This window comes from Providencia xihuensis (genome assembly GCF_041953405.1).
Classification (GTDB): domain Bacteria; phylum Pseudomonadota; class Gammaproteobacteria; order Enterobacterales; family Enterobacteriaceae; genus Providencia; species Providencia vermicola.
The window spans coordinates 4133280-4159927 of record NZ_CP169565.1 but is presented as its reverse complement, the minus strand read 5'-3'; the positions used below and the strand labels follow the sequence as shown (position 1 = coordinate 4159927).

Here is a 26648-nt window from a genome sequence, read left to right as displayed (position 1 = left end):
TAAGGTAATGCAAGTTATTCTGCTTGATAAAGTAGCTAACCTAGGTAGCCTGGGTGATCAGGTTAACGTTAAATCGGGCTATGCTCGTAACTTCTTAGTTCCACAGGGTAAAGCTGTTCCTGCAACTAAGAAAAACATCGAATTCTTCGAAGCTCGCCGCGCTGAACTGGAAGCTAAATTAGCTGACGTTCTGGCAGCAGCACAGGCTCGTGCAGCAGCTGTTACTGCACTGGGTTCTGTTACTTTAGCTTCTAAAGCTGGTGACGAAGGTAAACTGTTCGGTTCAATCGGTACTCGTGACATCGCTGATGCAGTAACTGCAGCTGGCGTTAAAATCGCGAAAAGCGAAGTTCGCCTGCCAAACGGCGTTCTGCGTACTACTGGTGACCACGAAGTTCACTTCCAGTTACACAGTGATGTTTTCGCAGAGCTGAACGTTATCATCGTTGCTGAGTAATCAATAATGATGGTAGGTATTGTCGACTTATCGGCAATACCAATAAAAAACACCGGCTAAGTCCGGTGTTTTTTGTTTTCTAGTATTCCATTTTAGCGATGATTAGCGCCTAAGGTGTACGATAGTAACTGCCGTCGCTTAACCGTGCAAAACTATATGTTTTTCCATCAGAAGCCGTAGTTTCCAGCAACTGAACTTCCCCTTTCTCATTTGCTTTTAAGCGAATTTTTTGCCCCTGACGTAAATTACTTAGCGGTTTTTCAACCCCTTCAACGCGAGCCATGATAAAGGCATCGTTAGCCTGCAAATTATTATCACGGAATAATTGCGCCAGTGTTTTCCCTTTTTGAACGCGGTAATTTTGCCACTTATTTGCCGATGGGCTTGTGACCTGAGGCTCTTGTGTCTTTGGTGTTGTTGGTGGTGGCTCTGTTGGCACAGGTTCTATGGGCTCAGGCACAATTTCAGGTTCTGTTGGTATTTCCTCTATATTACCTTCAGGTTCTTGACCAGATGGCGTCTGAATAGGATCAGGAATGATCTCAGGTGTTGTTGGTGGGGGAATGACAATAGGCTGATTTTGCGGCGTATTATTCAAAGGTTTATCGCCAGTTGGCCAAAACAGGGCAACCACAACAATCAGTGCTAATACGGCGATACCATAGCGATGAAATTTAGACAGTTTAACCATCACTCCTCCTTGATGAGGCAATGCATTAACTTGGGCGTATTTATACGCATACTAACACTGTTTTTGGGTAATTTAAGTGCTTGATATGATTTTTCGGAGAACACTGAGCAAATTTATACGCTATCGGGGTAATTTATTATTTAGATTGACGGTTTGGGTTTACCCATAGCAGGGGGGCTGTTATTCTTGGTTTTTATCAAAAACCATATGGGTATTTTAATGGCAAACCAAAATTTTGATTCAGTAGAAGCTCAAGCGAGTTACGGTATTGGTCTACAAGTTGGCCAACAATTATTAGAGTCAGGGCTAGAAGGCTTAGTACCAAACGCAATTTTAGCGGGTCTGGTTGATGCTTTAGAAGGCAACATGCCATCAGTGCCTGTTGAAACCCTGCACAAAGCATTACGTGAAGTTCATGAGCGTGCAGATGAAGTCCGTGTTGCTCGCCAAGCTGCAATGGCAGAAGAAGGCCAAAAATTCCTCGATGAAAACCAAAAACGTGAAGGCGTTTCAACGACTGAATCTGGTTTGCAATTTTCTGTGATCAACCAAGGCGAAGGTGCGATCCCATCTCGCTCTGATCGTGTCCGTGTTCATTACACTGGCCGTTTAATTGATGGTTCTGTGTTTGATAGCTCTGTTCAACGTGGCCAGCCAGCTGAATTTCCAGTTAGCGGCGTGATCCCTGGTTGGATTGAAGCATTAACGCTGATGCCTGTTGGTTCGAAATGGGAGCTGTATATCCCTCATGAATTAGCTTATGGTGAGCGCGGTGCAGGTGCATCAATTCCACCATTTAGCACACTCGTTTTTGAAGTTGAGCTGTTAGAAATCTTATAAGAATAGCGGTTTTAATCACTATTTGAATTGATGCCTTGGTGTTTTTATTCACTAAGGCATTTTTTATGGCGTAAATTTTACACACTTGCTACTCTTGCTGTAAAGGTCAACGGGAGAGAGGTGAATAACATGCTACAACAAATTTGCGAACTTGCTCAAGAAGCGGGTTATGCCATTATGGAAACCTACAATGCGCAAGAACCGTTGCGGGTTGATCATAAAAGTGACAACTCCCCTGTCACGGAAGCGGATATTGCCGCACACCATATTATTGCTGCTGGCCTCACCCGCATTGCCCCTGATATTCCACAACTTTCTGAAGAAGATCCTCCGGAGTGGTCAGTAAGACAGCACTGGCAACGCTATTGGTTGATTGACCCTCTTGATGGCACCAAAGAATTTATTAACCGCAATGGGGATTTTACCGTTAACATTGCGTTAATTGAAAATGGGGTACCCGTTATGGGGGTCGTGTATGCTCCTGCAAAAGGGTTGCTTTATTATGCAGAGGGAAACCAAGCGTGGAAAGAAGAAGGCGGTCATAAGCAGCAAATCCATGTGTATGATGGAAAACCTCCTGTCATTGTGATAAGCCGTTCTCATCAAGACAGCGAGTTAATGGATTACTTGGCGCAAATGGGGGAGCATACGACCGTAGAAATTGGTTCATCACTGAAATTCTGCTTTGTCGCGGACGGAAAAGCGCAGCTTTACCCACGTTTTGGAGCGACGAATATTTGGGATACTGCAGCGGGTCATGCGATTGCGATTGGGGCAGGTGCGAAAGTAGTTGATTGGAATGGAAAAACTTTAGACTATACACCGAGAGAGTCATTTTTGAACCCTGGCTTTCGAGTGATTTTATTCTAATAATCAGATAAGGTTGGGAAGTCATGGAAGTCATTTCCCAACCTTATCTGTAGCTAATTATCTAATTGCAGCACTTTAGCGGTTGCAGTACGAATATCTAAACACGCTTTTGCGTCCTGTTTTAAATCAATACCATAAGTTGGAATAATGTCTTTTAACTTAGTTTCCCAGCCATCCGCTTTAAGTTGATTGGCAAAACAATCTTTTAGGACATTTAGCGCAATAAAGGCGGCGGTTGATGCCCCTGGCGAGGCTCCCATCAATACAGTAAATGACTTATCTGCACTGGTAATCAGCTCGGTACCAAATTCTAAAATACCTTTTTTATCATGATCAGGTTTGATAATTTGCACACGCTGGCCTGCAACGACTTCTTTCCAATCCTCATGTTGTGCATCTGGGTAAAATTTTTGCAGTGTGGCAAATTGGTGTGCAGAGGTTTGCAGCACTTGCCCGACAAGGTACTCAGCTAACGACCAATTATCTTTTGCGATAGCCAGCATCGGCTCAATATTATTGAGGCGAATGGATTCAAACAGGTCTAAATAAGAGCCGTGTTTTAAAAATTTACTGGAAAAGCCTGCATATGGGCCAAACAGTAAGGAGCGTTTGCCGCCAATAATACGAGTATCTAAATGTGGAACTGACATCGGTGGAGAACCTTTGTCTGCTTTGCCATACACTTTTGCATGGTGCCTTGCAGCCACTTTTTCATCATCGCAACGTAGCCAAATTCCACTGACAGGGAAGCCGCCATAGCCTTTTCCTTCAGGAATACCTGATTTTTGCAGTAATTCAATAGCACGTCCTCCTGCACCGACAAACACAAATTTTGCGGATGTGACGTGTTTTTCATGGGTCAATAAATTTTTGACTTCCACATTCCAGCGACCATCAGAGGTTTGAGTGACATCAACGACTTCATGTTTATAGTGAAGAGTAAAACCAGACTGTTCGCTGAGTTGTGCCATTAATAAATGCGTCAATGCACCATAATCGACGTCTGCCCCTGTAACTACACGGGTGACAGCAATATTTTTGTCATCGTCACGACCTTCCATCAACAACGGTGCCCAATCATTAATTTGTTTTGGGTCATCACTGTATTCCATGTTGTGGTAGCAGTGGTGAGCTGACATTTGCTTAAAGCGTTGTTGTAAAAATTTGACATTGTCGGCGCCCCAAACAAAGCTCATATGGGGGCAAGGGTGAATAAAATCGCGTGGATTTTTAATTTTTCCTTTCGTGACAAGGTATGACCATAACTGGCGAGATAAATCGAATTCTGTATTAACTTCAAGGGCTTTGCTGATATCGACCGTGCCATCAGGATTCGGCGGGGTGTAGTTCATTTCACAGTTTGCAGCGTGGCCTGTTCCTGCGTTATTCCACGGATGTGAACTTTCTTGTGCACAATCATTTAAGCGTTCAAAAACCGTAACCGTCAGTGATGGGTCGAGTTCTTTTAATAAAGTACCGAGTGTCGCACTCATAATCCCTGCACCGATCAGCGCAATATCAACGTTTTCTGCTATAGGTTTAGTCATAAAAAAGCCTCTATTTTTTGGTCGGTGTGAAGCACAGATCAGTGCCTTCTTGATAGACAACATAAGCACGTCGCCATGGGTCGTCACCGATCAATCGCCACTTATGGCCTGTTCCAGTATTATCCTGTGCGAGTAAAATATCACCTGGATTAATGATAAATTTTGAACCATCTTTGGTTTCAAATTCTAAGGTGCCAGTGAGGGTGATCACATAACGAGGGACAGGATCTTTATGCCAATCCCAAGATCCACCTGAGACAGTTTCACGGAAAGTCAGTTCGCTGACTGAAATGGCTGGGGTTTGACTATCTCCACGGGCAACACTATCCAGTTCCAGTGTGCCTTCTTCAAACAGGGAATTTCCATCTTCACCTGTCCACATACGAACACAACGTATCATCTTATTTAGCTCCTTAATGAAAATGGTATGACTTGAAATTAATTTAGATTCATTAGTGATAAAATTAGGGTTCGTAAAATGACAATATTAAAACGGCGAAAATATATAATGTTTTTAATTTAAGGTTTTTTAAGTGGCAGGTCAAAGTTAAAGTGTCTTTATTTATAGTAAAGATGGCATGTTTGTATTTAATTGAATTATAAGGTTTATTTTTCTCTTGTTTTGATTGTCGTTTATTGATTGGCGTGAGCCAAATACCTCTTTTAATGAAGGAAATAAATAATTAGGTTGTTAAAATAGAGAATATAAAATAAAACTCACCGTAATGTAGTTCAATTACAGTGAGTCGATAAAATAATTAGCTTTTAAGAATTGAATTTAAGGCGAGGTGCTGTATTAACATAATTGTCTTACCATCGACGATTTCTCCTGTTTTGATAGCTTCGAGTGCTTTAGGGAATGGCCACTCTAATACTTCAATATCTTCGCCTTCTTCTACCAGCCCTCCGCCTGCATTGCTACGGTTATTATCGTTATACTCGGCGATATAAAAATGCAGTTTTTCTGTGACAGAGCCTGGACTCATAAAGGCTTCAAAGACTTTTTCCAGTTTATCAACTTTAAAGCCCGTTTCTTCTTCTGCTTCGGCAATAATACGTGCATCTGGAGAGGCATTTTCAAGTAAGCCTGCGGCAGCTTCGATTAAAAATTTCGGGTAGCCACTGACATACATCGGCATACGGAATTGGCGGATGAGAATAATGCTGTTTTTAATTTTGTTGTATAACAAAATAACGGCGCCGTTTCCTCTGTCATACACTTCGCGTTCTTGTTGTTGCCAACTTCCATCGCGTCTTTGTAATTCATAGGTGTATTTTTTTAAAATATACCAATTATCTGAAAGGAGTCTTTCTTGAATATTACGCAGTTTCGGTTGTTTAACAGTCATTGTATAGCCTTAGCGACAATTGTATTTAAGGCTAATTTAGCACTGTTAAAAATAGCAAGAAATAAGATTTTGAGGAAAGCCAGCTTTTTGCTAAGGGCTGAAAGCTGGCGATATAACTGGTGAGCTCAATTATTTGATTAACTGGATTTGTTTGACTTCAACTTCCCTTGAGTTCCAATCCTTATCGATTTTACCGCGAATTTCGATTTTATCTTTTGGCGTGACATTAATGCCATTCCAGCGTTTTTCGCTGATCTCAAGGTTAATGGTGCCTGTACCGTCAGTGAATTCATAATGTTTATGATCAAGCTGTTTAACAATATTACCGCGTAGGATAACCCAGCTATCATCTGACATATCAAGTGCTTTTGCGACAGTCATTTCCCCGCTATTTGGGCCAATAAAGCCACCTGCTTGGGTATTCTGTGTGGCTGTATTGGCAACAGCACCTGGGCCATTAAAACCGCCATTAGCAGCAAAAACAGGTGCAGAAGCAAGAGCGGCAACTAAAGCAATTAAAGGTAATTTTTTCATCGTCGTTATCTCCAAATAAAGCATTAACTGGTTCGTATGGAGGGTATTAAAGCAGGTAAATCTTAACAGGATCTTAAGAAATTCTCATAATATATTATATTTTTAATTTGCTTAATAATAGCTAGTCATCTTATTGCGTATGGGATAAATATAATAATATTCCGATATGGGGGAATTATGCGTATTTTATTAATTGAAGATGACAGACTCATTGGTGACGGGCTAAAAGTCGGTTTAACGCAGCTTGGGTTCACGGTTGACTGGTTTATGGACGGTAAACAGGGGCAACTTGCGTTATTTGATGCGCCTTATGATGCAGTCGTTCTGGATTTATCCCTGCCAAATATTGATGGTATGGATATTTTAAAGTACTGGCGTACAGAAGGGCGGGATGAACCCGTGTTAATTCTGACCGCGCGAGATGCCCTTGACCAACGAATTCAAGGCTTGCAACAAGGTGCAGATGATTACCTATGCAAACCTTTCGCATTGATGGAGGTGATGGCGCGTTTGCAAGCATTGATCCGCCGTAGAAGTGGACAACTCACTCCCAAACTTAGCCATGGTGTGGTTGAAATGGACCCTGTTGCGATGACAGTGACGGTGAATGGCGAATCCGTTCAACTCAAAGGCAAGGAACTGGCGTTATTGTCCCTCTTTTTACACAATCCAAACAAAGTGTTGTCCCGCGCGTTGATTGAAGAAAAGCTTTATAACTGGGATGAGGAAGTATCGAGTAATTCCGTCGAGGTACATATTCATCATTTAAGGCGCAAATTGGGGAATAAGTTTATTCGAACAATTCACGGTGTCGGTTATCGATTAGGTGATAATGAACAATGAAAACGTTTAGTTTGCGGCTAAAACTCACCTTAACATTATTATTTCTTGCGTTGCTGACGTGGGGAGTTGCCAGCTCGTTAGCATGGTACCAAACCTATAAAACAATCAATGAGTTATTTGATACACAGCAGATGGCTTTTGCCAAGCGGTTATCGGTGTTGCCTTCAGATCTTGAGTTAACGAAACCCTCACTAACCAAAACAAAAAAAAAATTACGGAAGAACCGCGGGTCTCAAGACGATGATGCGCTGGCGTTTGCTGTGTTTACTCCTGAAGGGGAACAGGTGCTCAATGATGGCGATAATGGTCGTGATATTAGTTTTGAGTTCACACGAGAAGGTTTTTCAGATGGCATGATGAAGGGGAGTGATGACCCTTGGCGATTTGTCTGGTTAAAATCTCAGGATGGACAATATGTGATTGCAGTAGGGCAAGAGTGGGAATATCGCCAAGAGATGGCGACAGATATTATGGTTGCCCAATTTATGCCATGGTTAGTGGCATTACCTGCGATGTTATTGATATTTTTATGGTTATTAACTCGTGCTTTGCGCCCGCTTAAAGATGTTGCCAACCAGTTGTATCGTCGAAAGCCCAATGAGCTAACACCAATACAAGTGACACGGATCCCCAGTGAGGCGAGGCCTATTATCGACTCAGTGAATGGGTTGTTTGGTCGCATTAACCAAATGTTTATGCGCGAACGGCAATTTACGTCTGATGCAGCCCATGAGTTACGTAGCCCTCTTGCTGCGTTAAAAGTACAGGCAGAAGTTGTTCAAATTGCAGGAGATAACCGTGAAATACGTCGTCATGCTGTTGAAAATTTAACGGAAGGTATTGATAGAGCCACTCGGCTTGTCGACCAATTGCTGACCTTATCACGATTAGAATCTTCTGCGCAGCTAGAAGATTCCAATGAACTTACGTGGGAGGCATTAATTAACGCGGCAGTGAAAGAGATTGAGCCAGATGCGATGCGCCACGAAACTCAAATTATTCAAACAGTTGTTTCAACGCCAAAGCCTTTTCAAGGGCAAGCACTGCTCCTGAGCGTGTTATTACGCAATTTACTTCATAATGCCATTCGTTATGGTAAAGAAAAAGGCGAAGTTAAACTTTCATTATATGCGGATCGCCTTGAAATCCAAGATGATGGCGAGGGTGTAACCCCAGATGTGTTACAGCGTTTAGGGGAGCGTTTTTATCGCCCGCCAGGGCAAGAAAAAACAGGAAGCGGGCTGGGATTGTCTATTGTTAAGCGCATTGCTGAGCTGCATAATCTGCACGTTATTTTCACCCATAGTGAACTGGGTGGTTTCTGTGTCAAAATTCGTTGGGCACACTAAAATACCCTTAGTTAGAGTGATTGATTATTAGCAAAATGAAAATAATTATGCATATTTACTATAAGGGCATTTTAGAATAACTCACTATTTTTGAAAAATACCATGATAAGTTAATCCCTTCATTTATCTGGGCTAAGTGAAGGGATTAATTGCGCGACTATTTTAAAGCGGAAATGAGTAAGCCAATGACTTTCTCAATTTCTTGCGAATTTAACTCACCATCTTTGAAAAATAGCACTTTTCCTTGGTTATCCAATAGGATAATCGCAGAACTTTCAGGTTTTAATCCCCATGCTGTTTTGACTACACCATCGCTATCGACAATAAATTGAGAATAGGGAAACTCTTTTTTGCTGTCTTCGACACTGTTTTTAACGAAAACGCCCGTTCCAAAAATTGCATCATCCGTATTAATAATCGTCGTGGTTTGATAGGTATCGTGCGGAAATCTAGCATTTTTAATGGCTTCGATGAGAGGTGCGTTGAGTTCTTTTGCGGATGAACGCCCAGCAATATGCTGAATAGTGCGCACTTTACCCACTAATTGCTGGCTTTTCCATGGCTGGTAATCGAGTTTGTTTTCTTTATTAAGAATTAGTTCGCCTTTATCTGTGACTGAAACTGCAGGAACAGATTGATTTATTTGAATATTAGCAGCTGCCGCTAGCGTGGATAAGCTGAGTAAGCAAATGGAAATGAAGACGTTTTTAAACATAAAAGCCCCTTGAATTGTAATGTGGTTTGAGCCCGAAGATTATTTTTCTTCGTGTATTTATAGCATAGCTCATCGGATGAGTTTCAATGTGAAATTTAACAATTTTTTAAAATTCAGAATAAACACACCGTTTAAAGGGGATTTAACAGTTATTTGACAGTGTCATGTTATGTCAGCAAATTGAATAAAACTGCAATTTTAGAACCAAAGTCGAAATTTCTGGTCTATGATTATTGTACGGTATGCATTATGAGATGCCGTACGTAAGAACAAAGGGGAGGAAAAGTTCTAATGAAAATTTTTAACCGTTATAACCCATCTAAAATTGCTCTTTATGTTAAAACACTTTTCAGTGGTCGGCTCTATATAAAGGATTTTGGGGCATTCGAGTTTAATTATGGGAAGATTTTACCGCCAAAAGTCAGTGATAAACGCCATTACAGTGTGATGAGTGAGGTTAACAAACACGTTTTATTACTACAGGCTGAATTAGGATAGGTTAATCAATATTGTTTATTGATTAACAAAGCGCCACAGAAGGTGGCGCATTGAAAGAAACGGCTTCGCGAGTAAGCACTAGTGGTTAGTATTTTTTGTTTGCTGTTTTGCGTCAGCCGTTTCAATGGCACTTTTTCCTGGCTGTACAACGACGGGGGAAGGGGTAGAAGTAATCCGTGTGACAAGCAACTGGTCAATTTTGTAGTTGTCGATATCCACCACTTCAAACTTATAGCCTGCGTATTTCACGTAATCCGTACGTTTTGGCATTCTTCTCAAACGGTACATCATAAAACCAGCGATAGTTTCATAATTACTAAAGTCTGGAAAATCATCAATATCTAAAATACGTTGTACATCTTCGATAGGGGTTCCCCCATCGACTAGCCACGAGTTTTCATCACGAACGACGATTTGTTCTTCCTGTCCTGATCCGACTAAATCCCCCATTAGGGTAATCATAACGTCATTGATGGTAATGACCCCCATCACTAAGGCATATTCGTTGAGAATAACAGCAAAATCGACACCGTTATTTTTAAAGGCTTCTAGTGTATCTGATAGCGAAAGTGTATCTGGCACCATCAGAGTGCTACGGATATGTACGCCATCATTTAAGTTTAAACTTTGCCCATTCAGTACACGATTAAGTAACTCTTTGGAATCGACATAACCAATAACATGGTCAATATCCCCTTCACAAACGAGGAACTTTGAATGTGGCTGAGTGGAAATTTTATGTTTAATACTGTCTTCAGTTTCGTTTTTATCGAAGTAAATAATGCTTTCACGCGGTGTCATTGCCGATGGTACGGTGCGCGATTCTAATTCGAACACATTTTCAATTAATTCATGCTCTTGTTTACGCAAAACACCTGCAACGGCACCCGCTTCTACCACCGCAAAAATATCATCAGAAGTAATATCTTCATTACGTGCGATAGGTAGTTTGAATAGTTTAAAAAATAGGTTAGCTAGGCCATTAAAGAACCAAACAAGGGGGCTTAATACCACTAAACAAAAGCGCATTGGATTAACAATGCGGATTGCGATGGCTTCTGGTTTCACCATACCAACGCGTTTTGGGGTTAAATCAGCCACTAAGATAAATAGGCTGGTCACGATAGTAAATGAGAGGACAAAGGCAATTTTTTGTGCCCACTCAGGGGATAAAAACTGAATGAAAACATCATATAAAGCAGGGGAAAATGCAGACTCGCCAACAATACCAGCAAGGATGGCAACCGCATTTAAGCCAATTTGCACCACGGTAAAAAACATACCAGGCATTTCTTGTAATTTCAGAACACGAGCCGCATTAATGTTACCTTCATCGGCCATTAACTTGAGTTTTATACGGCGGGAAGCAGCCAGTGAAATTTCTGACAAAGAGAAAAATGCGCTAATAGCACATAATAAAAGGACGATCAGTAAACTGTTGAGCATAAGTTATCCAGCCTTTCAAAGGGTGAATTTATAAAATTCAGAAATCTTTAAAGGCATAGTCTCGAATATTAAAATATATTGAGTAAGCAAATATACGGTGCGCGACATGCGCAAATTGTTGATATGTGTCGTTAGTATAGATGGCTGGCGAGATATTCGTCAATATTCTTCATTCTTCGCGCTGTAGGGGGAGTTGGCTTCTCTCAGCTACTCGGGTCAATATTCTTCATTCTTCGCGCTGTAGGGGGGGTTGGCTTCTCTCAGCTACTAGGGTCAATATTCTTCATTCTTCGAACTGTAGGGGTGTTGGCTTCTCTCGGCTACTCGGGTCACATACTTGTGTATGCTCCCCGAGATATCTTCGTTTGCCGCCTACCTACAGCACGAATAATTTTGAATATATTTATTGTTGTGGCATTAATTAAAGAATAAATAAAAGATAAATCAGTTATGTGCTAAATAGTTAAAGACGGTGGCATGCAAACACCGATACCGCCTAAGCCACAATAACCATTTGGATTTTTATACAGATACTGCTGGTGGTAATCCTCAGCGAAATAAAAGGTTTCCAATGGCGTGATTTCTGTAGTGATTGGGCGAATATCGTTTTGTGCCTTCATGGCTTCTTGGTAGGCCTGCAACGTTTTCATCGCTTGCTGGTCTTGTTCTTCTGTTAATGTATAAATGCCTGAACGGTACTGGCTACCGATATCGCCCCCTTGGCGCATGCCTTGGGCGGGGTCGTGGTTTTCCCAAAATAGCGTTAATAGTTGAGCGTAACTGATAACTTGTGGATCAAAGACAACGCGTACAGCTTCTGCGTGGCCTGTTCGGCCTGAACAAACTTCTTCATAGGTTGGATTGGGAGTCACACCACCGCAATAGCCCGCAGAGGTAGTATAAACCCCTGACTGTTGCCAAAATAATCGCTCAACACCCCAAAAACAACCCATTGCAAAATAAGCTATTTCCATATTCTTAGGAATAATCTCAATCGAATGATGGCTAACAGCGTGATATGGTGAATAAGAAAGTGCGCTGGTTCTGCCATGCAGAGGCTGTGAAATATTTGCAGAGTGAAATTTATTAAAAGGCATAATGATTCCTATTGGTCTTGACCACACAAATAAGCTAAAAATTAGGATAAAAACTTGTGTCTCGCGCTAATTTTACTCAAAATAAATTGATATGAAGCCTTTAGTCAATCTTTTTACCACCTTAGGAGCAGGCGTGTCGAAATACCCTCTAATCTGTTTTCTCTGCTTAACTGCGGCTGTGCCAGTGGTATATGCAGCTAATCTTCGCCTTAATATAGAAGGACTTGAAGGACAACTTAATCAAAACGTTCGAGTACAGCTTTCTAATATATCCCAAGACGAAGTGGTGCCCAATGGCCGTTTTCGAGCGCGTGTCGAGAAAGCAATTCAGGAAGGTTTAAAGCCGCTGGGTTATTACGAACCGACTGTTGAATTTAGTTATGAAGAAAAAACACCGCCCGCACGCTCGATATTAACCGCAAAGGTGAATCCGGGTGAGCCTATCTTACTGAAAGGCGTGAAGGTCGAACTTCAAGGTGGGGCAAAAACAGATCCAGATTTTAAAGAGATGGTGTGGAAATTCACACCAAGGCTCGATATCGTGCAAAACGATGGTCACTATGAAGATTTTAAAGGCCGCTTTAGTAGTTTAGCGATTCGTAAAGGCTATTTCGACGCAGTGATGGAAAAGAGCCAGCTAGGGATTTCCCTCGATCACCATGCCGCATATTGGGATTTTGATTTTAATAGTGGCGAACGTTATCGGTTTGGCTCTATTTCTTATCAAGGTTCGCAAATTCGCTCAGATTACCTCAATAACCTCGCACCCTTTAAAGAAGGGGAATATTACACGTCAGAGCAACTTGCTGAGTTTAACCGTCGCTTAGCGGAAACAGGTTGGTTTTCTTCGGCGATTGTGACGCCAAATATTGCTAAAGCACGCGATGATGGTTCAGATGTATTGCCAATGGAAGGGGTTATGGTGCCTCGAGCGAGGAACTTTATCGAGCTTGGTGGCGGCTATGCAACGGACGTTGGGCCTCGCGTGAAAGCGACATGGAATAAACCGTGGGTTAATTCACGAGGCCAAAGTTTAACGTCAAGTATCAGCTTGTCCCAGCCTGAGCAATTGATTGATGCTAGCTATAAAATTCCCTTAAAAGCCAATCCACTTGAGCAATATTATGCAGTGCAAGGTGGCTTTAAACGTACGGATTTGAATGATACCCAAGCGAATACGACGACACTGAATGTATCTCGTAACTGGGAGTATTCATCGGGTTGGCAGTATGGCGTGAATATGCGCTGGATGCTGAGTAACTTTACTCAAGCTAACGTCACTAATACCACCATGCTGTTATATCCAGGCGCTTATGTTAGTCGCATTCGTCAGCGGGGTGGTGTTATGCCGACGTGGGGCGATAGCCAGCGTTATTCCATTGATTACTCAAATAAAATTTGGGGTTCTGATATCGACTTTGCAGTTTTACAAGCCAAAAATGTGTGGATCAGAACGCCGTGGGAGGGCCACCGTTTCGTTGTGCGTGGTAATGTAGGTTGGATTGAAACCAATGACTTTGACAAAGTGCCACCTGACTTACGTTTCTTCGCAGGGGGGGATGGTAGTGTTCGTGGTTATGGTTACCAAAAAATCTCACCAGAGGATAGTCGCGGTAAGCTCACAGGGGCATCAAAGCTAGTCGTTGGGTCAATTGAATACCAATATAATTTTACGGGAAACTGGTGGGGGGCGACCTTCGTGGATAGCGGCGAAGCCGTCAATGACATTAAAACCAGTGACTTCAAAACGGGGGCTGGTGTTGGTGTGCGTTGGGTTTCTCCTGTTGGGCCGATTAAATTTGACCTCGCAACACCGATTGGCGACTCCAATAATGACAAAATACAGTTTTACATCGGCTTGGGGACAGAATTATGAGGTGGTTGAAGTGGTTAAAATGGGTCAGTCTTGCCATTTTATTCATTCTGGTTCTGGTGATTGGTGCGCTTAGCTGGGTAATTGGCACAAAATCAGGTTTTCACTTTGCCTTAAATTCGGTAACACGCTTTGTCCCTGAATTAACTATTGATGGCATTGATGGTGATATTCGTGACCTCACCTTAACGGGTGTGAAATACCAAATGCCGGGTATAGATGTGAATGCAGGGAAACTGCATTTGGCCGTGAAACTAGGGTGTTTGACTAGTCGTGAACTGTGTATTAACACATTAGGTACGGAAAATGTCACGGTTAACGTTGATACCTCACAGCTTCCGCCATCGGAAGAGACTCCGCCTTCTGAGCCATTGACAGAGCTAAAAGCGCCTTTAACTATCCGTTTAAGTCAGCTGTCATTTGTGGAAACGCATGTCATTGTGGATGGCATGGCTATCGATTTAGCAAAATTTACCACTGGGGCAACATGGGAAGGGAAGGCGATTACCCTCGCTCCAACGGATATTATTAATCTGGCAATTAATATTCCTGAAAGCTCGGATGTGAAGCCTGAAGAAGAAAAACAGCCAGACTTGACACCAATCAATGAGCAAAAATCCCTTGCGGATGAGCTTAATGCGTTATTTTCGAAGCCATTACTAGCCGAATTACCAAAAGTTATTCTCCCTGTTGATTTAAATGTGGAAGGGATTAATGCCTCGAATTTCCAATTAACGGGCAGTACTGACGTTAAAATCAACCAATTGCACCTCAGTTTATCCAATCAAGGGCAGCAAGTATTGGTTAAACAGCTCAAAGTGGATGCGCCGCAAGGCAATGTGTCGTTATCGGGTACTGCAACGCTGCAAGATAAATGGCCAGTTTCATTGTCGGTTATTGGGGAAAGTCGTTTAGATGATTTGGATGGGCAGAAAGTCGATTTATCCCTTAAAGGTGGGTTGATTGATGAATTGAAATTGGCACTTAATTTACAAGGGCCAATTAATGCTACGCTTGATGCAGAAACTGACTTATCCCAAGCAGATTTGCCAATTTTACTCACCCTTGAAAGCGATAAACTTGCGTGGCCGTTAGTTGGGGATGCGCAATATCAATTAGATGGCACGCGCCTGCGTTTAAACGGTCGTCCATCAGCTTATGATTTGTCGTTGCGTTCTGCAATCACGGGGCAAGATTTACCCCCATCGACCTTGATGCTAGATGCAAAAGGTAACGAAGCGCAAATCAATTTAACGCGTTTACGCCTTGCCGCGTTGCAAGGAAATGCGGATATCACGGGTGTTGCTGATTGGAGCAAAGCCATTAGCTGGAATGCAATACTGACTTTGTCTGGGATCAATACAGCAAAACAGTATCCAGAATGGCCTGCAAAAGTGGACGGTAAGATTGCTACCCGTGGTAGTTTATACGGCGGTAGTTGGCAGTTAGATATCCCTGAAATTATGCTCGATGGTAATGTTAAAAATAATTTACTCAAAGCCCGTGGGCAGGCGAAAGGTAATGCCGCAGGCCAATGGGATATCCCTCATTTTAATTTAGCTTTAGGCAAGAATAATGTAGACGTTAAGGGCTCTCTTGCCGAGAAATGGAACCTTGATGCCAAAATTAGTGCGCCCGCACTAAACGGGTTATTGCCAGGGCTTGGTGGCGTGATTGCAGGGGATGTGAAATTACGCGGTAATTTACAAACGCCGGAAGCGTTGGTTGACCTGACTGCACGAGGCGTGAAATGGCAAAATGATCTCGCTATCGAAAATGTTGCTATCAAAGGTAATGTTGCGACTGGTGAGCAAATCAAAGGGGATTTATCTGTTGTTTTACGTCAGTTAAGACAAGGGGATTTAGTCGTTAGCAACTTGACGTTAGATGCCAAAGGTAGCGAAAAACAGCATACCCTGAAATTAAATATGAAAGGTGAACCTGTTTCTGGCCAGTTAGCATTAGCGGGTGGGTTTGATCGCCAAACTGAGGTGTGGAAAGGCACGTTATCAAATACGTTATTTGATACGGTGGTTGGCGAATGGCGCTTAAACCAAGCTATGTCACTCAATTATGCAAACCAAACGCAAGAAGTGACGATTGGCAGCCATTGCTGGGTAAATCCAAACGCGCGTTTGTGTGTGCCAAAACCTATTAAAGCAGGAAAAAGCGGCAGTGCGGACATTGTGTTAGAGCGTTTCGACTTAGCAATGATAAAACCGTTTATGCCAAAAGATACCCGTGTTAGCGGTGTGTTCAGTGGTAAAGCGAACGCGAGCTGGAAAGCGGATGGTAGCATGCCGCAAGTGCAGGTCGATCTACGTGGCAATGATGTGAAAGCGACCCAGTTTGTTGAAGGAACGCGTTTACCCATAGCATTCGATACGTTAACTCTCAGCGCCGCCTTGAAAAATGGTAAAGCAGACCTTAATTGGTTATTTGGCCTCGCCAATAACGGGCAGATGCGCGGAAACTTGCAAGTTTCAGATATTGAAAAACGCCGTTTGTTATCGGGAAATGTTGAAATAAACTCGATTACCTTGGATTTAATCAAACCGTTACTTGGTCAAAAAGAAGTGGCGAATGGCCGTTTAAATGCAAACCTTCGTTTAGGTGGTTCAGCGAATAACCCGCTGTTAAATGGGAACTTATCACTTTCTAGCTTAGAAATTAAATCTGCTATGATCCCGTTTGATATTAAAAGCGGTCATTTAGGCATTAATTTCAATGGCACGAGTTCGGTAATGAATGGGCAGATCAATACCCCTGAAGGGTATCTGAACATTGATGGTGATGCGGATTGGCGAAATATCAATGCGTGGCGTGCGAAAGTCATGGCGCGCGGGAACAACCTGCGTGTGTCCATGCCACCGATGATTAAAATTGATGTGCAACCTGATATTGTGTTTAATGCTTCGCCATCGCTCTTAACGTTAAGTGGTTCTGTGACTATTCCATGGGCAAGAATTACGGTTCAAGAGCTGCCTGAGTCAGCAGTTAGTGCGTCTTCTGATGTGGTGATGTTGGATAACAACTTGCAGCCGATAGAAGAAAAAGCGCCTTCTATTCCGATTCAAACCAATTTAGATATTAAAATTGGTAATGATGTACAGCTAGATGCATTTGGTCTAAAAGCGCGGTTAACGGGCTTACTGAAGGTATTGCAGAATAAGCAAGGGCTCAGCTTGAATGGGCAGATTGACATTCCTGCGGGGCGTTTCCGTGCTTATGGTCAGGACTTAATTGTCCGTAAAGGGCAAATTCAGTTCTCAGGACCTGCGGATCAACCGTTCTTAAATTTAGAGGCGATTCGTAATCCAGAGAACACGGCAGATGATGTTATTGCAGGTGTTAAGGTCACAGGGCTTGCAGACAAACCGAAAGTCGAGATATTCTCTGAGCCAGCCAAGACACAACAAGAAGCGCTTTCCTATCTGTTAAGAGGGGAAGGCTTAGAAAGTGGTGACGCAAATGGCTCCCAAATGACATCGATGATTATCGGCTTAGGTGTGGCTCAAAGTGGGCAACTGGTAGGTAAGATAGGTGAAACATTCGGGGTTTCTGATCTGGCACTCGATACTCAAGGTGTGGGCGATGGTTCCCAAGTTGTGGTGAGCGGTAAGATAACCAATGATTTACAAGTGAAGTATGGAGTTGGTATCTTTGACTCATTGGCAACCTTGACCTTACGCTATCGGTTAATGCCAAAATTGTATTTAGAAGCTGTGTCTGGTGTGAACCAGGCCTTGGATCTCCTTTACCAATTTGAGTTTTAGATTATGCGTGTAATTGTTTATGGCAGCTTAAGACAAAAGCAAGGAAATCATCACTGGATGACTTATGCTCAATTGTTAGGCGAGCACAAGCTAGAAGGCTATGAACTGTATGATCTTGGATTTTATCCCGCTGTGGTGAAAGGCGATGGAGCCATTGAGTGCGAAGTGTACCGCATCAACCCATCGATTTTGACCGAGCTAGATGAGCTAAAGAAAAACTCCCAGGATTATGTAAGAGAGTTGATCCCAACGCCATATGGCAACGCTTGGATTTATCTGTATAAGCATTCGGTTGATGGCCTGCGCCAAATTAAAAGCGGCGACTGGCTCAAACGTGATGAAGAAAAATAACCACACACTATTTTGTTGAGTGGACAATGTGCAGTACGCCGGCAATATTGCCGGCGTTTTTACATTTAAAGGCATAAAAAAAGCTCTGGGGTTAACCAGAGCCTTCAATAATATTTCCTGAAGGGGAAAATTATTTTTTCGCAGCGCGCTCGAAAGAGGCGATAATTTCCGCTTTAGCAGCTTCTGCGTTATCCCAACCATCAACTTTAACCCACTTACCTTTTTCTAAATCTTTGTAATGTTCAAAGAAGTGAGTGATTTGTGCTTTCAGTAACTCAGGGATATCGTTCACATCTTTAATGTGGTCGTATTCTTTGCTCAGTTTAGTGTGTGGAACAGCCACTAATTTCGCATCTTCACCTGATTCATCGGTCATTTTCAGGACGCCAACTGGGCGACAACGAATAACAGAACCAGGTTGTAATGGGTATGGTGTTGGGACTAACACGTCAACTGGGTCGCCATCTAAAGACAGTGTGTTGTTGATGTAACCATAGTTGCATGGATAGAACATTGCTGTTGACATGAAACGGTCTACAAACAGCGCGCCAGATTCTTTATCAACTTCGTATTTGATAGGATCTGCGTTAGCTGGAATTTCGATGATAACGTAGATATCTTCTGGCAGATCTTTACCTGCCGGTACATTGTTCAGGCCCATTTAAATGTATCCTTTGTGTGAATAATGAATTTACCCGTTTACTATTAACGTACTGATTAAATAGTGTTAGTTATCGACTTTCAAGCCGCTCACATTTTCGGGTAGATAGCGTGGGGGACATTATAGCCGCAAAAAGGGGAAAAACTCACTAGTTGGCGAAAAAAAGGGACAAAAAAGGCGGGAAATCCCGCCTGAGCATTAGTGAATTAGATTATTCAGCGTCTGGGAATTCACGCATGAATGATTCAGCTTTTTCCACCATAGATTCGGTTCCGACGAAGAACGGAGCACGTTGGTGTAATTCACTTGGAATAATATCTAAAATACGGTTCGCACCATCGCTTGCTTTACCGCCAGCTTGTTCAGCTAAGAATGCAATTGGATTGCACTCATACAGTAGGCGCAGTTTTCCATTTGGGTGACTTGCTGTGCTTGGGTAGATATAGATACCCCCTTTGAGCAAATTACGGTGGAAGTCTGCCACTAAAGAGCCAATATAGCGCGTGGTATAAGGGCGGTTAGTTGCTTTATCTTCTTCTTGGCAGTATTTAATGTACTTTTTAACACCCATAGGGAACTTGATATAGTTACCTTCGTTAATGGAGTACATTTTGCCTTCCGATGGGAACATGACTTTCTCATGAGATAAGCAGAATACGCCTAATGATGGGTCGTAAGTAAACGCATGCACACCAACCCCTGTGGTATAAACCAACATAGTTGATGAACCGTAAACAACGTAACCCGCAGCAACTTGGCGGTTACCTGGTTGCAGGAAGTCTGCTTCAGTCACAGGTTGGCCAATTGGTGTAATACGGTGGTAAATTGAGAAAATTGTCCCGACGGAAACGTTTACATCGATATTCGAAGAACCATCTAGTGGGTCCATTAATACGACATATTTTGCGTTTTCTGCACGGTCTCCTTCGAAAATGACAATTTCGTCTTCTTCTTCAGAGGCGATACCAGCGACTTCTCCGCGTGCTTTTAGGGCCGCTTTCAGTTTTTCGTTTGCATACAGGTCAAGCTTCATCTGGACTTCACCTTGAATATTCGAAACACCATTAGTGCCAAGAATATCGACGAGTCCAGCTTTGTTAATATCACGGTGGATAATTTTAGCGCCCAGTTTAATTGCTGACAGTAGTGACGTCAGCTCACCTGTTGCATGAGGAAAATCTTGTTGCTTTTCGACGATGAATTCGCCTAATGTTTTCATGACGAAGGTCCTGAATAAAATTGACAAAGGTTTTGCGGGACGATTATACCCCGCGCGGGGGAGAGTTTAACTAAATAAAAAAAAGATTAATAGGTTAATGCATTTATAAACCTGCTATTGATGGGTAGAATAGTGACAAACCTCATGCTAATTGGATGAAAAAGAATGCACATACATATTTTAGGTATATGCGGTACCTTTATGGGAAGTTTAGCAATATTGGCGCGATCTTTAGGCCATAAAGTGACGGGATCAGATGCAAATGTTTATCCACCAATGAGCACATTGCTTGAAAATCAAGGCATTGAGCTTATTCAAGGTTATGACCCTGCTCAGCTCGAACCGATCCCAGATATGGTGGTGATTGGCAATGCCATGACGCGTGGTAACCCGTGTGTTGAAGCTGTATTAGAACGAGGTTTACCTTATACTTCAGGCCCTCAATGGTTACATGACCACGTATTACCTGAGCGTTGGGTACTTGCTGTGGCGGGAACACATGGTAAAACCACGACAGCAGGAATGTTAGCGTGGATCTTAGAAGACTGCGGTTATAAGCCAGGCTTCTTAATTGGTGGTGTGCCAGGCAATTTTGATGTGTCCGCTAAACTTGGCGAAAGCCCATTTTTTGTGATTGAAGCCGATGAGTATGATTGTGCATTCTTCGATAAACGCTCAAAATTTGTGCATTACAGTCCAAAAACCTTGGTTTTGAATAACCTTGAGTTCGACCATGCGGATATTTTCGAAAATCTCGAAGCAATTCAAAAACAATTTCATCACCTTGTTCGTATCGTCCCTGCCAGTGGAAAAATCTTTACCCCAGACAATGACAATCATTTAAAACAAGTGATTGGCATGGGGTGTTGGAGTGAGCAAGAGCTGGTGGGCGGTGAACATGGCGAATGGCAAGGGGTGAAGCTAAACCACGATGGTAGCCACTTTGAAGTGTATTTTCAGCAAGAAAAAGTGGGCGAAGTCTCTTGGTCACAAGTGGGTAACCACAATATCCAAAATGGTTTGATGGCGATTGCAGCTGCTCACCATGTTGGTGTACCTGCTAAAGAGGCTTGTATTGCATTGGGTAAATTTATCAATGCACGTCGTCGCCTTGAATTGCGTGGTGTGGAAAATGGTGTCAGCGTTTATGATGATTTTGCGCATCACCCAACCGCAATTTTGGCAACACTCGAAGCGTTGCGTAGCAAAGTGGGTGGGACTTCACGAATTATTGCTGTGTTAGAGCCCCGTTCAAATACCATGAAAATGGGGGTGAATAAAAATGACATTGCGCCTGCTTTAGGCCGTGCAGATGAAGTCTTTTTATTCCAACCAACCAATATTCCGTGGATGGTCACTGACATCGCTGAAAAGTGCGTTCAGCCCGCTCGCTGGAGCGCGGATATTGACACACTGACGAACATGGTGATTGAAGCTGCACAGCCTGGTGACCATATACTTGTCATGAGCAATGGTGGCTTTGAGGGCATCCATGGGAAATTGCTAGCGGGTTTGAAAGCGAAAGCGGAAACTGAAGTAGATGAGTAATTAAGCCTACTGATAATAGTCTAGATAGACCCCAGTGTTCATTAAGATTGCTGGGGTTTTTTAATGTCTGATGTATCGAATGGGCATTGGTCTATCACCCAGCTTAATGTTACTGGGTTATTCATTTCTTTTTTTAGGCTGCCCATATAGCAATCGAGTGAATCGGTAAAAAGATGGAATAAGCACCCGACAGCTACAGCTTTAAGCTTCCAGGATGGCATAAACAGTAAAATGACATAGGCAATCGCGGCCCAAAGGGAATGAAGGGGATGGAAGCCAATGCCACAGCGATCAGGGTCAAAAATAGGGTCTGCTAATAAGTGGTCTAAATCGATAGCCATTGTTGCAATCATAATCAATGCGGCTAACTTCCAATTTTTTCGCCAAAATAGATAGGCGAACAAAATTGGCATCAAAAAATGAAAGCCGTAATGCACAATATTGCGAAAAATTTCGAATAGCACGGTAAAGCCCCTAATCTTTGGCTTAAATAAAAAAGGGAAAGTCGATACTTTCCCCCTTAGTTTGGCATCAAACGATTGATGTCAATTAGAGCTCTTGCTCGAACAACGCTAAAATCGCTTCGTATAGCTCTTTCGTCGTGAAGTTATTCGCTGGTGTAGAGAAAATCGTATCATCCCCTGCAATACTCCCTAAAATACCTTCGGCTTTACCTAATGAGTCTAGTAAGCGAGCAATTAATTGAGCTGCGCCTGGGCTAGTTCTAATTACCACAACTGATGGGTTGTAATCGATATCCAAAACGAGGTTTTTCAATGGACTGGTGGCGGTTGGCACACCAGGCTCACTTGGCAAGCAATACACCATTTCCATTTTCGCATTACGAGTGCGAACAGCGCCAAACTTGGTGAGCATTCTGGAAATTTTAGATTGATTAATGTTTTCGTAGCCTTCTTCCTGCAAAGCCGTGACAATTTCAGCCTGAGAGCTAAATTTTTCTTCTTTGAGTAGGGCTTTAAAAGCCTTAACTAAGTCTTCTTGTTTAGACGGAGTACGCATAATTAACCCATTCATCGGCATTAAACTAAGTTGTATTATCCGTAAAAGTGCATTTTTATGCAACAAAATTGCGTTATGATGATTTAATAATCAATGATAATGGAATCTTTTAGGTTTTATGTTGTTTTATTTGCAGCGCTAAAAGTCAATTTATCTTAAATTGTTAGTGTGGAAAATTAGCATAATATATCAATGAATTTAGCTTATTAAAGTTGTAAGTTTATTGTTAATAAAAGGGTTTGTGCTTGAATAATGAACAGTAAAAACAACTTATTGTGCGAAAAGCAATAGAGAGAAAAACTATTTGTTAAAAAAGTGCCCGTTATCTCATTAACAGATAAGGAATTTGTTTAGAATAGGGGGAATTAGTCAACAAATTCTCTAGCGTTAAACTCTCTCTCTATCTGTTAAGAAATTGTTTTTTATACGTAATGCGTTTAGTGCATAACCAAATAAAGTCATATTTTTTTAAAGTACAAATTAAGGAGTTTCAGAATGAAAGTTGCAGTCCTAGGTGCAGCAGGTGGTATCGGTCAGGCTCTCGCCCTTCTTCTCAAAAATCAGCTTCCAGCTGGTTCAGAACTCTCCCTCTACGACATCGCACCCGTTACTCCAGGTGTTGCTGCTGACTTAAGCCACATCCCAACAGACGTTAAAGTGGCTGGTTTTGCTGGTGAAGATGCGAAACCTGCACTGAAAGGTGCGGATATTGTTCTTATCTCTGCGGGTGTTGCACGTAAACCTGGCATGGACCGTTCAGACCTGTTTAACATTAACGCAGGCATCGTTCGTAACCTTGTTCAACAAATCGCAGAAACTTGCCCGAAAGCATTAATTGGTATTATCACTAACCCAGTGAACACAACTGTTGCAATCGCTGCCGAAGTTCTGAAAAAAGCAGGTGTATACGACAAAAACCGTTTATTCGGTGTGACAACATTAGATATCATCCGTTCTAATACTTTTGTTGCGGAATTAAAAGGCAAAAACGTCAACGATATCGAAGTTCCAGTTATCGGTGGTCACTCCGGCGTGACGATCCTGCCTCTGTTATCACAAATTGAAGGTGTAAGCTTCTCTGATGACGAAATCGCAGCATTAACTAAACGTATCCAAAATGCAGGTACTGAAGTAGTTGAAGCAAAAGCCGGTGGCGGATCAGCGACACTGTCTATGGGACAAGCAGCAGCACGTTTAGGTTTATCTTTAATTCGTGGTCTGCAAGGTGAAAGCAACGTGGTTGAGTGTGTTTACACTGAAGGTGAAGGCCAACATGCACGTTTCTTCGCACAACCTGTTGTTTTAGGTAAAAACGGTATCGAAAAACACCTGCCAATTGGCAAATTAAGCGCATTTGAAGAAAAAGCGCTGAAAGACATGTTAGATGTCCTGAAAGCGGATATCGAATTAGGTGAAAAATTCATTAATGGCTAATGCTAATTAATTTTTCCTAATCGAAAAGGTTGAGTTTCTTTTTATAGAACTCAACCTTTTTAATTTCTATGAGACGACTACGAGGCATGCTGTCGCATCCAATGATCCCAGTGTGGATCTGACGGTATTTTTTCCACTAAAAAATCAATAAATGTTCTGATTTTCGGTGAGTGTGTATGAGCTGGGTGATATAACGCATACAGTGCAAATGGTGTCGATTTGGGGTCATAATCCAGCAAGACAGGGATCAGCTCGCCATTTTCAATATAATTGCCTAACATATATGTGGGTAAGCAAACAATGCCCTGGTGGCAACGTGCAGCTTCTAATAAACCTAAGCTACTATTCACCTCAATCATATTATTAATTTCCAAAGGATAAGCGCTACCATCTTTATCCGTCATTCGCCATGTGTCAGGAATATTCGGGTTAATTAAGCAATTATGTAATGCAATATCGGCGGGGGACTGAGGAATACCATAACGCTCAAAATACGTCCGACTACCACAATATACCCAGTTAATGTTGCAAATTTTTCGCAGCGCAAAATTCTCAGGCGGGTGACTAGTAATACGTAATGCAATATCAAAATCCACTTCATTTAAATTAATTAGCTCATCATTAAGGTCAACGGATAAACTGACTTTGGGATTCGTTTCGCGGTATTCACTGTAGATTTGCATTAAATGGCAGACACCAAATGCAATGGAACAGGTGATCTTTAATTGCCCTTGAGCATGTTGGTAGAAACTTGCGGTATTGATCAGAGAGTCATCAAGATCAGCCAATAAGTTTTGCGATCTCTGCAATAAATAGCGCCCGGCATCGGTCAAAATAAAATTTCGGGTTGTTCGTTTTAGCAAGACTACACCCAATTGATCTTCTAGCTGCTGTAGCCCTCGGCTGACGGATGACGGCGTTACATTCAGCTTCTTCGCCGCTAGGCTAAAGCTATTACATTCGACGATTTTGATAAATAACTCTAAATGTCGAAAAATCGCGTAGCTGTCAATTTTTGCTTTGAACGCAAAAGTGTTTTTATTTATTAGCATTGTCCCGCCCTATCAAACCCATTTATTCCAGCATACTATAATTGTGAATTTATCGCAGTTTGCTCGAGCCACACCAGTATTAAAAAACGGCGATAATGAAAAATTAACGCCTACAAATAATGTTGTTCCTAACTTTTTTAATAATTAAATCTATAACGTTGAGGAATAGACTATGTCTAATAGTATTCAGGCAAGTGCAGGTAATCCTATTGATACCAAAAAGATCCCTTTTACAAAATATGATGTAGGTTGGGTGATTTTATGTATCGGGATGGCGATTGGCTCAGGAATTGTATTTATGCCTGTGCAAATTGGTATTAAAGGCATCTGGGTGTTTATTGCCGCAACCATGCTTTCTTATCCAGCCATTTATTGGTTACAAAACTTATATCTTAGAACGCTATCTGAATCTGAAGAATGCAATGATTATGCGAGTGTTATTACGCAATACTTGGGTAAAAATTGGGGGATAGCATTAGGGATAGCTTACTTTTTAATGCTATTGCACGGTATGTTTTCTTATTCATTAGCCGTGACCTTCGACAGCGCCTCGTATATTAAAACCTTTGGATTAACCGAAGGGTTATTATCTGACTCTATCTGGTATGGGTTGATTATTATTTCCGTATTGGTCGCGATAGCGGCGCAAGGAGAGAGGCTACTGTTTAAAGTGTCAGGCCCAATGGTTATTGTGAAATTTGGGATTATTGTGCTGCTTGGTGTTGTCATGGTGCCATATTGGAACTTTGCGAATATCACTGCCTTTCCTGATTTTCTCCCATTTATGCGAGATGTTTTCTTAACATTACCATTTACGTTGTTTTCTATTTTATTTGTGCAAATTTTGAGCCCAATGAATATTGCTTATCGTAAGTTAGAAAGCGATAAACGCATTGCGACTTACCGTGCAATACGGGCTAACCGCGTTGCCTATATTATTTTAGCCGTCGCCGTATTATTCTTTGCATTTTCGTTTACCTTTTCAATTAGCCATGAACAAGCGGTATCCGCTTTCGAGCAAAATATTTCTGCATTAGCGATTGCTGCGCAGGTGATACCAGGTGCTGTGGTGAAAGTGATGACGGCATTATTGAATATTTTTGCAATCTTAACGGCATTCTTAGGGATTTACTTGGGCTTCCAAGAAGCGATAAAAGGCATTGTGGTGAATATTCTCACTCGATTCATGCCTGAAGAGCGCATTAACCAAACGGTACTGCACTATGGCGTATGCTTAGGCGTGATTATCGCACTGTGGTTCTGGGTTTCAACACGATTCTCAATCCTGTTTTTTATGCAGTTAGGTGGTCCATTGTTTGGTATCGTTTCTTGTTTGATCCCATGTTATCTGGTTTACAAAGTCCCAGCACTGCACAAATTTAAAGGCCCAACAGTGTGGTTTATCATTTTCTTTGGTGTGCTGTTGTGTCTGTCACCATTCTTTAAGTTTTTCGAATAAATAATGATGTTGATGAGAG

The 26648-nt window shown here is 42.0% G+C and carries 25 protein-coding genes; 12 read left to right on the top strand and 13 right to left on the bottom strand.

What is annotated here, in order from left to right; genetic code table 11:
• Positions 1-7: 7 nt before the first annotated feature.
• The gene (rplI, locus tag ACE2AL_RS18890; protein ID WP_206083173.1) at positions 8-457 is read left to right on the top strand and encodes a 50S ribosomal protein L9; all 450 of its coding nucleotides are present in this window, start codon (positions 8-10) and stop codon (positions 455-457) included.
• Positions 458-566: 109 nt separating this feature from the next.
• Here the strand turns inward: rplI and ACE2AL_RS18885 are convergent, their stop codons facing one another.
• The gene (locus tag ACE2AL_RS18885; protein ID WP_272573906.1) at positions 567-1148 is read right to left on the bottom strand and encodes a LysM-like peptidoglycan-binding domain-containing protein; all 582 of its coding nucleotides are present in this window, start codon (positions 1146-1148) and stop codon (positions 567-569) included.
• 219 nt (positions 1149-1367) lie between these two features.
• Here ACE2AL_RS18885 and ACE2AL_RS18880 point away from each other — a divergent pair, with 219 nt between their 5' ends.
• Together ACE2AL_RS18880 and cysQ are read left to right on the top strand one after the other, a co-directional pair.
• Positions 1368-1988 carry a peptidylprolyl isomerase gene (locus tag ACE2AL_RS18880; RefSeq protein WP_206083177.1) on the top strand — a complete coding sequence of 207 codons (621 nt, stop codon included), beginning with the start codon at positions 1368-1370 and terminating at the stop codon, positions 1986-1988.
• Positions 1989-2117: 129 nt separating this feature from the next.
• Positions 2118-2858, top strand: coding sequence for a 3'(2'),5'-bisphosphate nucleotidase CysQ (gene cysQ, locus ACE2AL_RS18875; protein WP_375083766.1), 741 nt, complete (start codon positions 2118-2120; stop codon positions 2856-2858).
• A 53-nt stretch (positions 2859-2911) separates the two neighbouring features.
• On the opposite strand, the gene mqo is transcribed toward cysQ, so the two are convergent.
• From mqo to ACE2AL_RS18855, 4 genes are all read right to left on the bottom strand, one after another.
• On the bottom strand, positions 2912-4405 hold the full coding sequence (mqo, locus tag ACE2AL_RS18870) for a malate dehydrogenase (quinone) (protein ID WP_206083181.1): 1494 nt from the start codon (positions 4403-4405) through the stop codon (positions 2912-2914).
• Positions 4406-4415: 10 nt separating this feature from the next.
• Positions 4416-4805 (bottom strand): hypothetical protein, encoded by a 390-nt coding sequence (locus tag ACE2AL_RS18865; protein WP_272573907.1) that lies wholly within the window; start codon positions 4803-4805, stop codon positions 4416-4418.
• A 358-nt stretch (positions 4806-5163) separates the two neighbouring features.
• Positions 5164-5754 carry a GDP-mannose pyrophosphatase gene (locus tag ACE2AL_RS18860; protein ID WP_206083185.1) on the bottom strand — a complete coding sequence of 197 codons (591 nt, stop codon included), beginning with the start codon at positions 5752-5754 and terminating at the stop codon, positions 5164-5166.
• A 129-nt stretch (positions 5755-5883) separates the two neighbouring features.
• A complete protein-coding gene (locus ACE2AL_RS18855; protein WP_375083765.1) occupies positions 5884-6288 on the bottom strand; it encodes a YgiW/YdeI family stress tolerance OB fold protein in 405 nt (134 codons plus the stop codon).
• A 177-nt stretch (positions 6289-6465) separates the two neighbouring features.
• Between ACE2AL_RS18855 and qseB the strand changes: the two genes are divergently transcribed.
• Both qseB and qseC read left to right on the top strand, forming a co-directional pair.
• Complete coding sequence (gene qseB, locus ACE2AL_RS18850; protein ID WP_206083189.1) at positions 6466-7131, top strand: quorum sensing response regulator transcription factor QseB; 666 nt, start codon at positions 6466-6468, stop codon at positions 7129-7131.
• Complete coding sequence (gene qseC / locus ACE2AL_RS18845) at positions 7128-8480, top strand: quorum sensing histidine kinase QseC (protein WP_375083764.1); 1353 nt, start codon at positions 7128-7130, stop codon at positions 8478-8480. Before qseB ends, qseC begins: the two co-directional genes overlap by 4 nt.
• Positions 8481-8637: 157 nt before the next feature.
• On the opposite strand, the gene ACE2AL_RS18840 is transcribed toward qseC, so the two are convergent.
• Entirely contained in the window at positions 8638-9195 is a 558-nt protein-coding gene (locus ACE2AL_RS18840) for a YtfJ family protein (RefSeq protein ID WP_206083193.1), read from the bottom strand.
• A gap of 291 nt (positions 9196-9486) precedes the next feature.
• Here ACE2AL_RS18840 and ACE2AL_RS18835 point away from each other — a divergent pair, with 291 nt between their 5' ends.
• A complete protein-coding gene (locus ACE2AL_RS18835; protein ID WP_047756348.1) occupies positions 9487-9693 on the top strand; it encodes a DUF1107 domain-containing protein in 207 nt (68 codons plus the stop codon).
• 78 nt (positions 9694-9771) lie between these two features.
• On the opposite strand, the gene ACE2AL_RS18830 is transcribed toward ACE2AL_RS18835, so the two are convergent.
• Complete coding sequence (locus tag ACE2AL_RS18830; RefSeq protein ID WP_272573910.1) at positions 9772-11139, bottom strand: hemolysin family protein; 1368 nt, start codon at positions 11137-11139, stop codon at positions 9772-9774.
• Positions 11140-11594: 455 nt separating this feature from the next.
• Positions 11595-12236, bottom strand: a complete 642-nt coding sequence (msrA, locus tag ACE2AL_RS18825; protein ID WP_349421926.1) for a peptide-methionine (S)-S-oxide reductase MsrA — start codon at positions 12234-12236, stop codon at positions 11595-11597.
• A 133-nt stretch (positions 12237-12369) separates the two neighbouring features.
• Here msrA and ACE2AL_RS18820 point away from each other — a divergent pair, with 133 nt between their 5' ends.
• Genes ACE2AL_RS18820 through ACE2AL_RS18810 form a run of 3 tightly spaced genes read left to right on the top strand, consistent with a single transcriptional unit; the run spans position 12370 to position 18236 of the window.
• Positions 12370-14112: an autotransporter assembly complex family protein gene (locus ACE2AL_RS18820; protein ID WP_206083198.1), complete on the top strand. Its 1743-nt coding sequence runs from the start codon at positions 12370-12372 to the stop codon at positions 14110-14112.
• Entirely contained in the window at positions 14109-17885 is a 3777-nt protein-coding gene (locus tag ACE2AL_RS18815) for a translocation/assembly module TamB domain-containing protein (protein WP_375083763.1), read from the top strand. Before ACE2AL_RS18820 ends, ACE2AL_RS18815 begins: the two co-directional genes overlap by 4 nt.
• Before the next feature lie 3 nt (positions 17886-17888).
• Positions 17889-18236, top strand: coding sequence for a gamma-glutamylcyclotransferase (locus ACE2AL_RS18810; RefSeq protein ID WP_206083200.1), 348 nt, complete (start codon positions 17889-17891; stop codon positions 18234-18236).
• A 130-nt stretch (positions 18237-18366) separates the two neighbouring features.
• Here ACE2AL_RS18810 and ppa read toward each other — a convergent pair whose 3' ends face one another.
• Both ppa and fbp read right to left on the bottom strand, forming a co-directional pair.
• Positions 18367-18897, bottom strand: coding sequence for an inorganic diphosphatase (gene ppa, locus ACE2AL_RS18805; protein ID WP_206083201.1), 531 nt, complete (start codon positions 18895-18897; stop codon positions 18367-18369).
• Positions 18898-19108: 211 nt separating this feature from the next.
• The gene (gene fbp / locus ACE2AL_RS18800; protein WP_047756321.1) at positions 19109-20116 is read right to left on the bottom strand and encodes a class 1 fructose-bisphosphatase; all 1008 of its coding nucleotides are present in this window, start codon (positions 20114-20116) and stop codon (positions 19109-19111) included.
• Between the two features lie 165 nt (positions 20117-20281).
• Here fbp and mpl point away from each other — a divergent pair, with 165 nt between their 5' ends.
• The gene (gene mpl / locus ACE2AL_RS18795) at positions 20282-21664 is read left to right on the top strand and encodes a UDP-N-acetylmuramate:L-alanyl-gamma-D-glutamyl-meso-diaminopimelate ligase (RefSeq protein ID WP_206083202.1); all 1383 of its coding nucleotides are present in this window, start codon (positions 20282-20284) and stop codon (positions 21662-21664) included.
• Between the two features lie 41 nt (positions 21665-21705).
• On the opposite strand, the gene ACE2AL_RS18790 is transcribed toward mpl, so the two are convergent.
• Complete coding sequence (locus tag ACE2AL_RS18790; protein WP_272539539.1) at positions 21706-22128, bottom strand: DUF6122 family protein; 423 nt, start codon at positions 22126-22128, stop codon at positions 21706-21708.
• An 85-nt stretch (positions 22129-22213) separates the two neighbouring features.
• Positions 22214-22684, bottom strand: coding sequence for a transcriptional regulator ArgR (gene argR / locus ACE2AL_RS18785; RefSeq protein ID WP_225820573.1), 471 nt, complete (start codon positions 22682-22684; stop codon positions 22214-22216).
• A gap of 495 nt (positions 22685-23179) precedes the next feature.
• Here argR and mdh point away from each other — a divergent pair, with 495 nt between their 5' ends.
• On the top strand, positions 23180-24118 hold the full coding sequence (gene mdh / locus ACE2AL_RS18780) for a malate dehydrogenase (protein ID WP_047756324.1): 939 nt from the start codon (positions 23180-23182) through the stop codon (positions 24116-24118).
• A 77-nt stretch (positions 24119-24195) separates the two neighbouring features.
• Here the strand turns inward: mdh and ACE2AL_RS18775 are convergent, their stop codons facing one another.
• Positions 24196-25170: a LysR family transcriptional regulator gene (locus tag ACE2AL_RS18775; protein WP_206083207.1), complete on the bottom strand. Its 975-nt coding sequence runs from the start codon at positions 25168-25170 to the stop codon at positions 24196-24198.
• A gap of 172 nt (positions 25171-25342) precedes the next feature.
• Between ACE2AL_RS18775 and ACE2AL_RS18770 the strand changes: the two genes are divergently transcribed.
• The gene (locus tag ACE2AL_RS18770) at positions 25343-26629 is read left to right on the top strand and encodes an amino acid permease (protein WP_206083209.1); all 1287 of its coding nucleotides are present in this window, start codon (positions 25343-25345) and stop codon (positions 26627-26629) included.
• Positions 26630-26648: the final 19 nt, after the last annotated feature.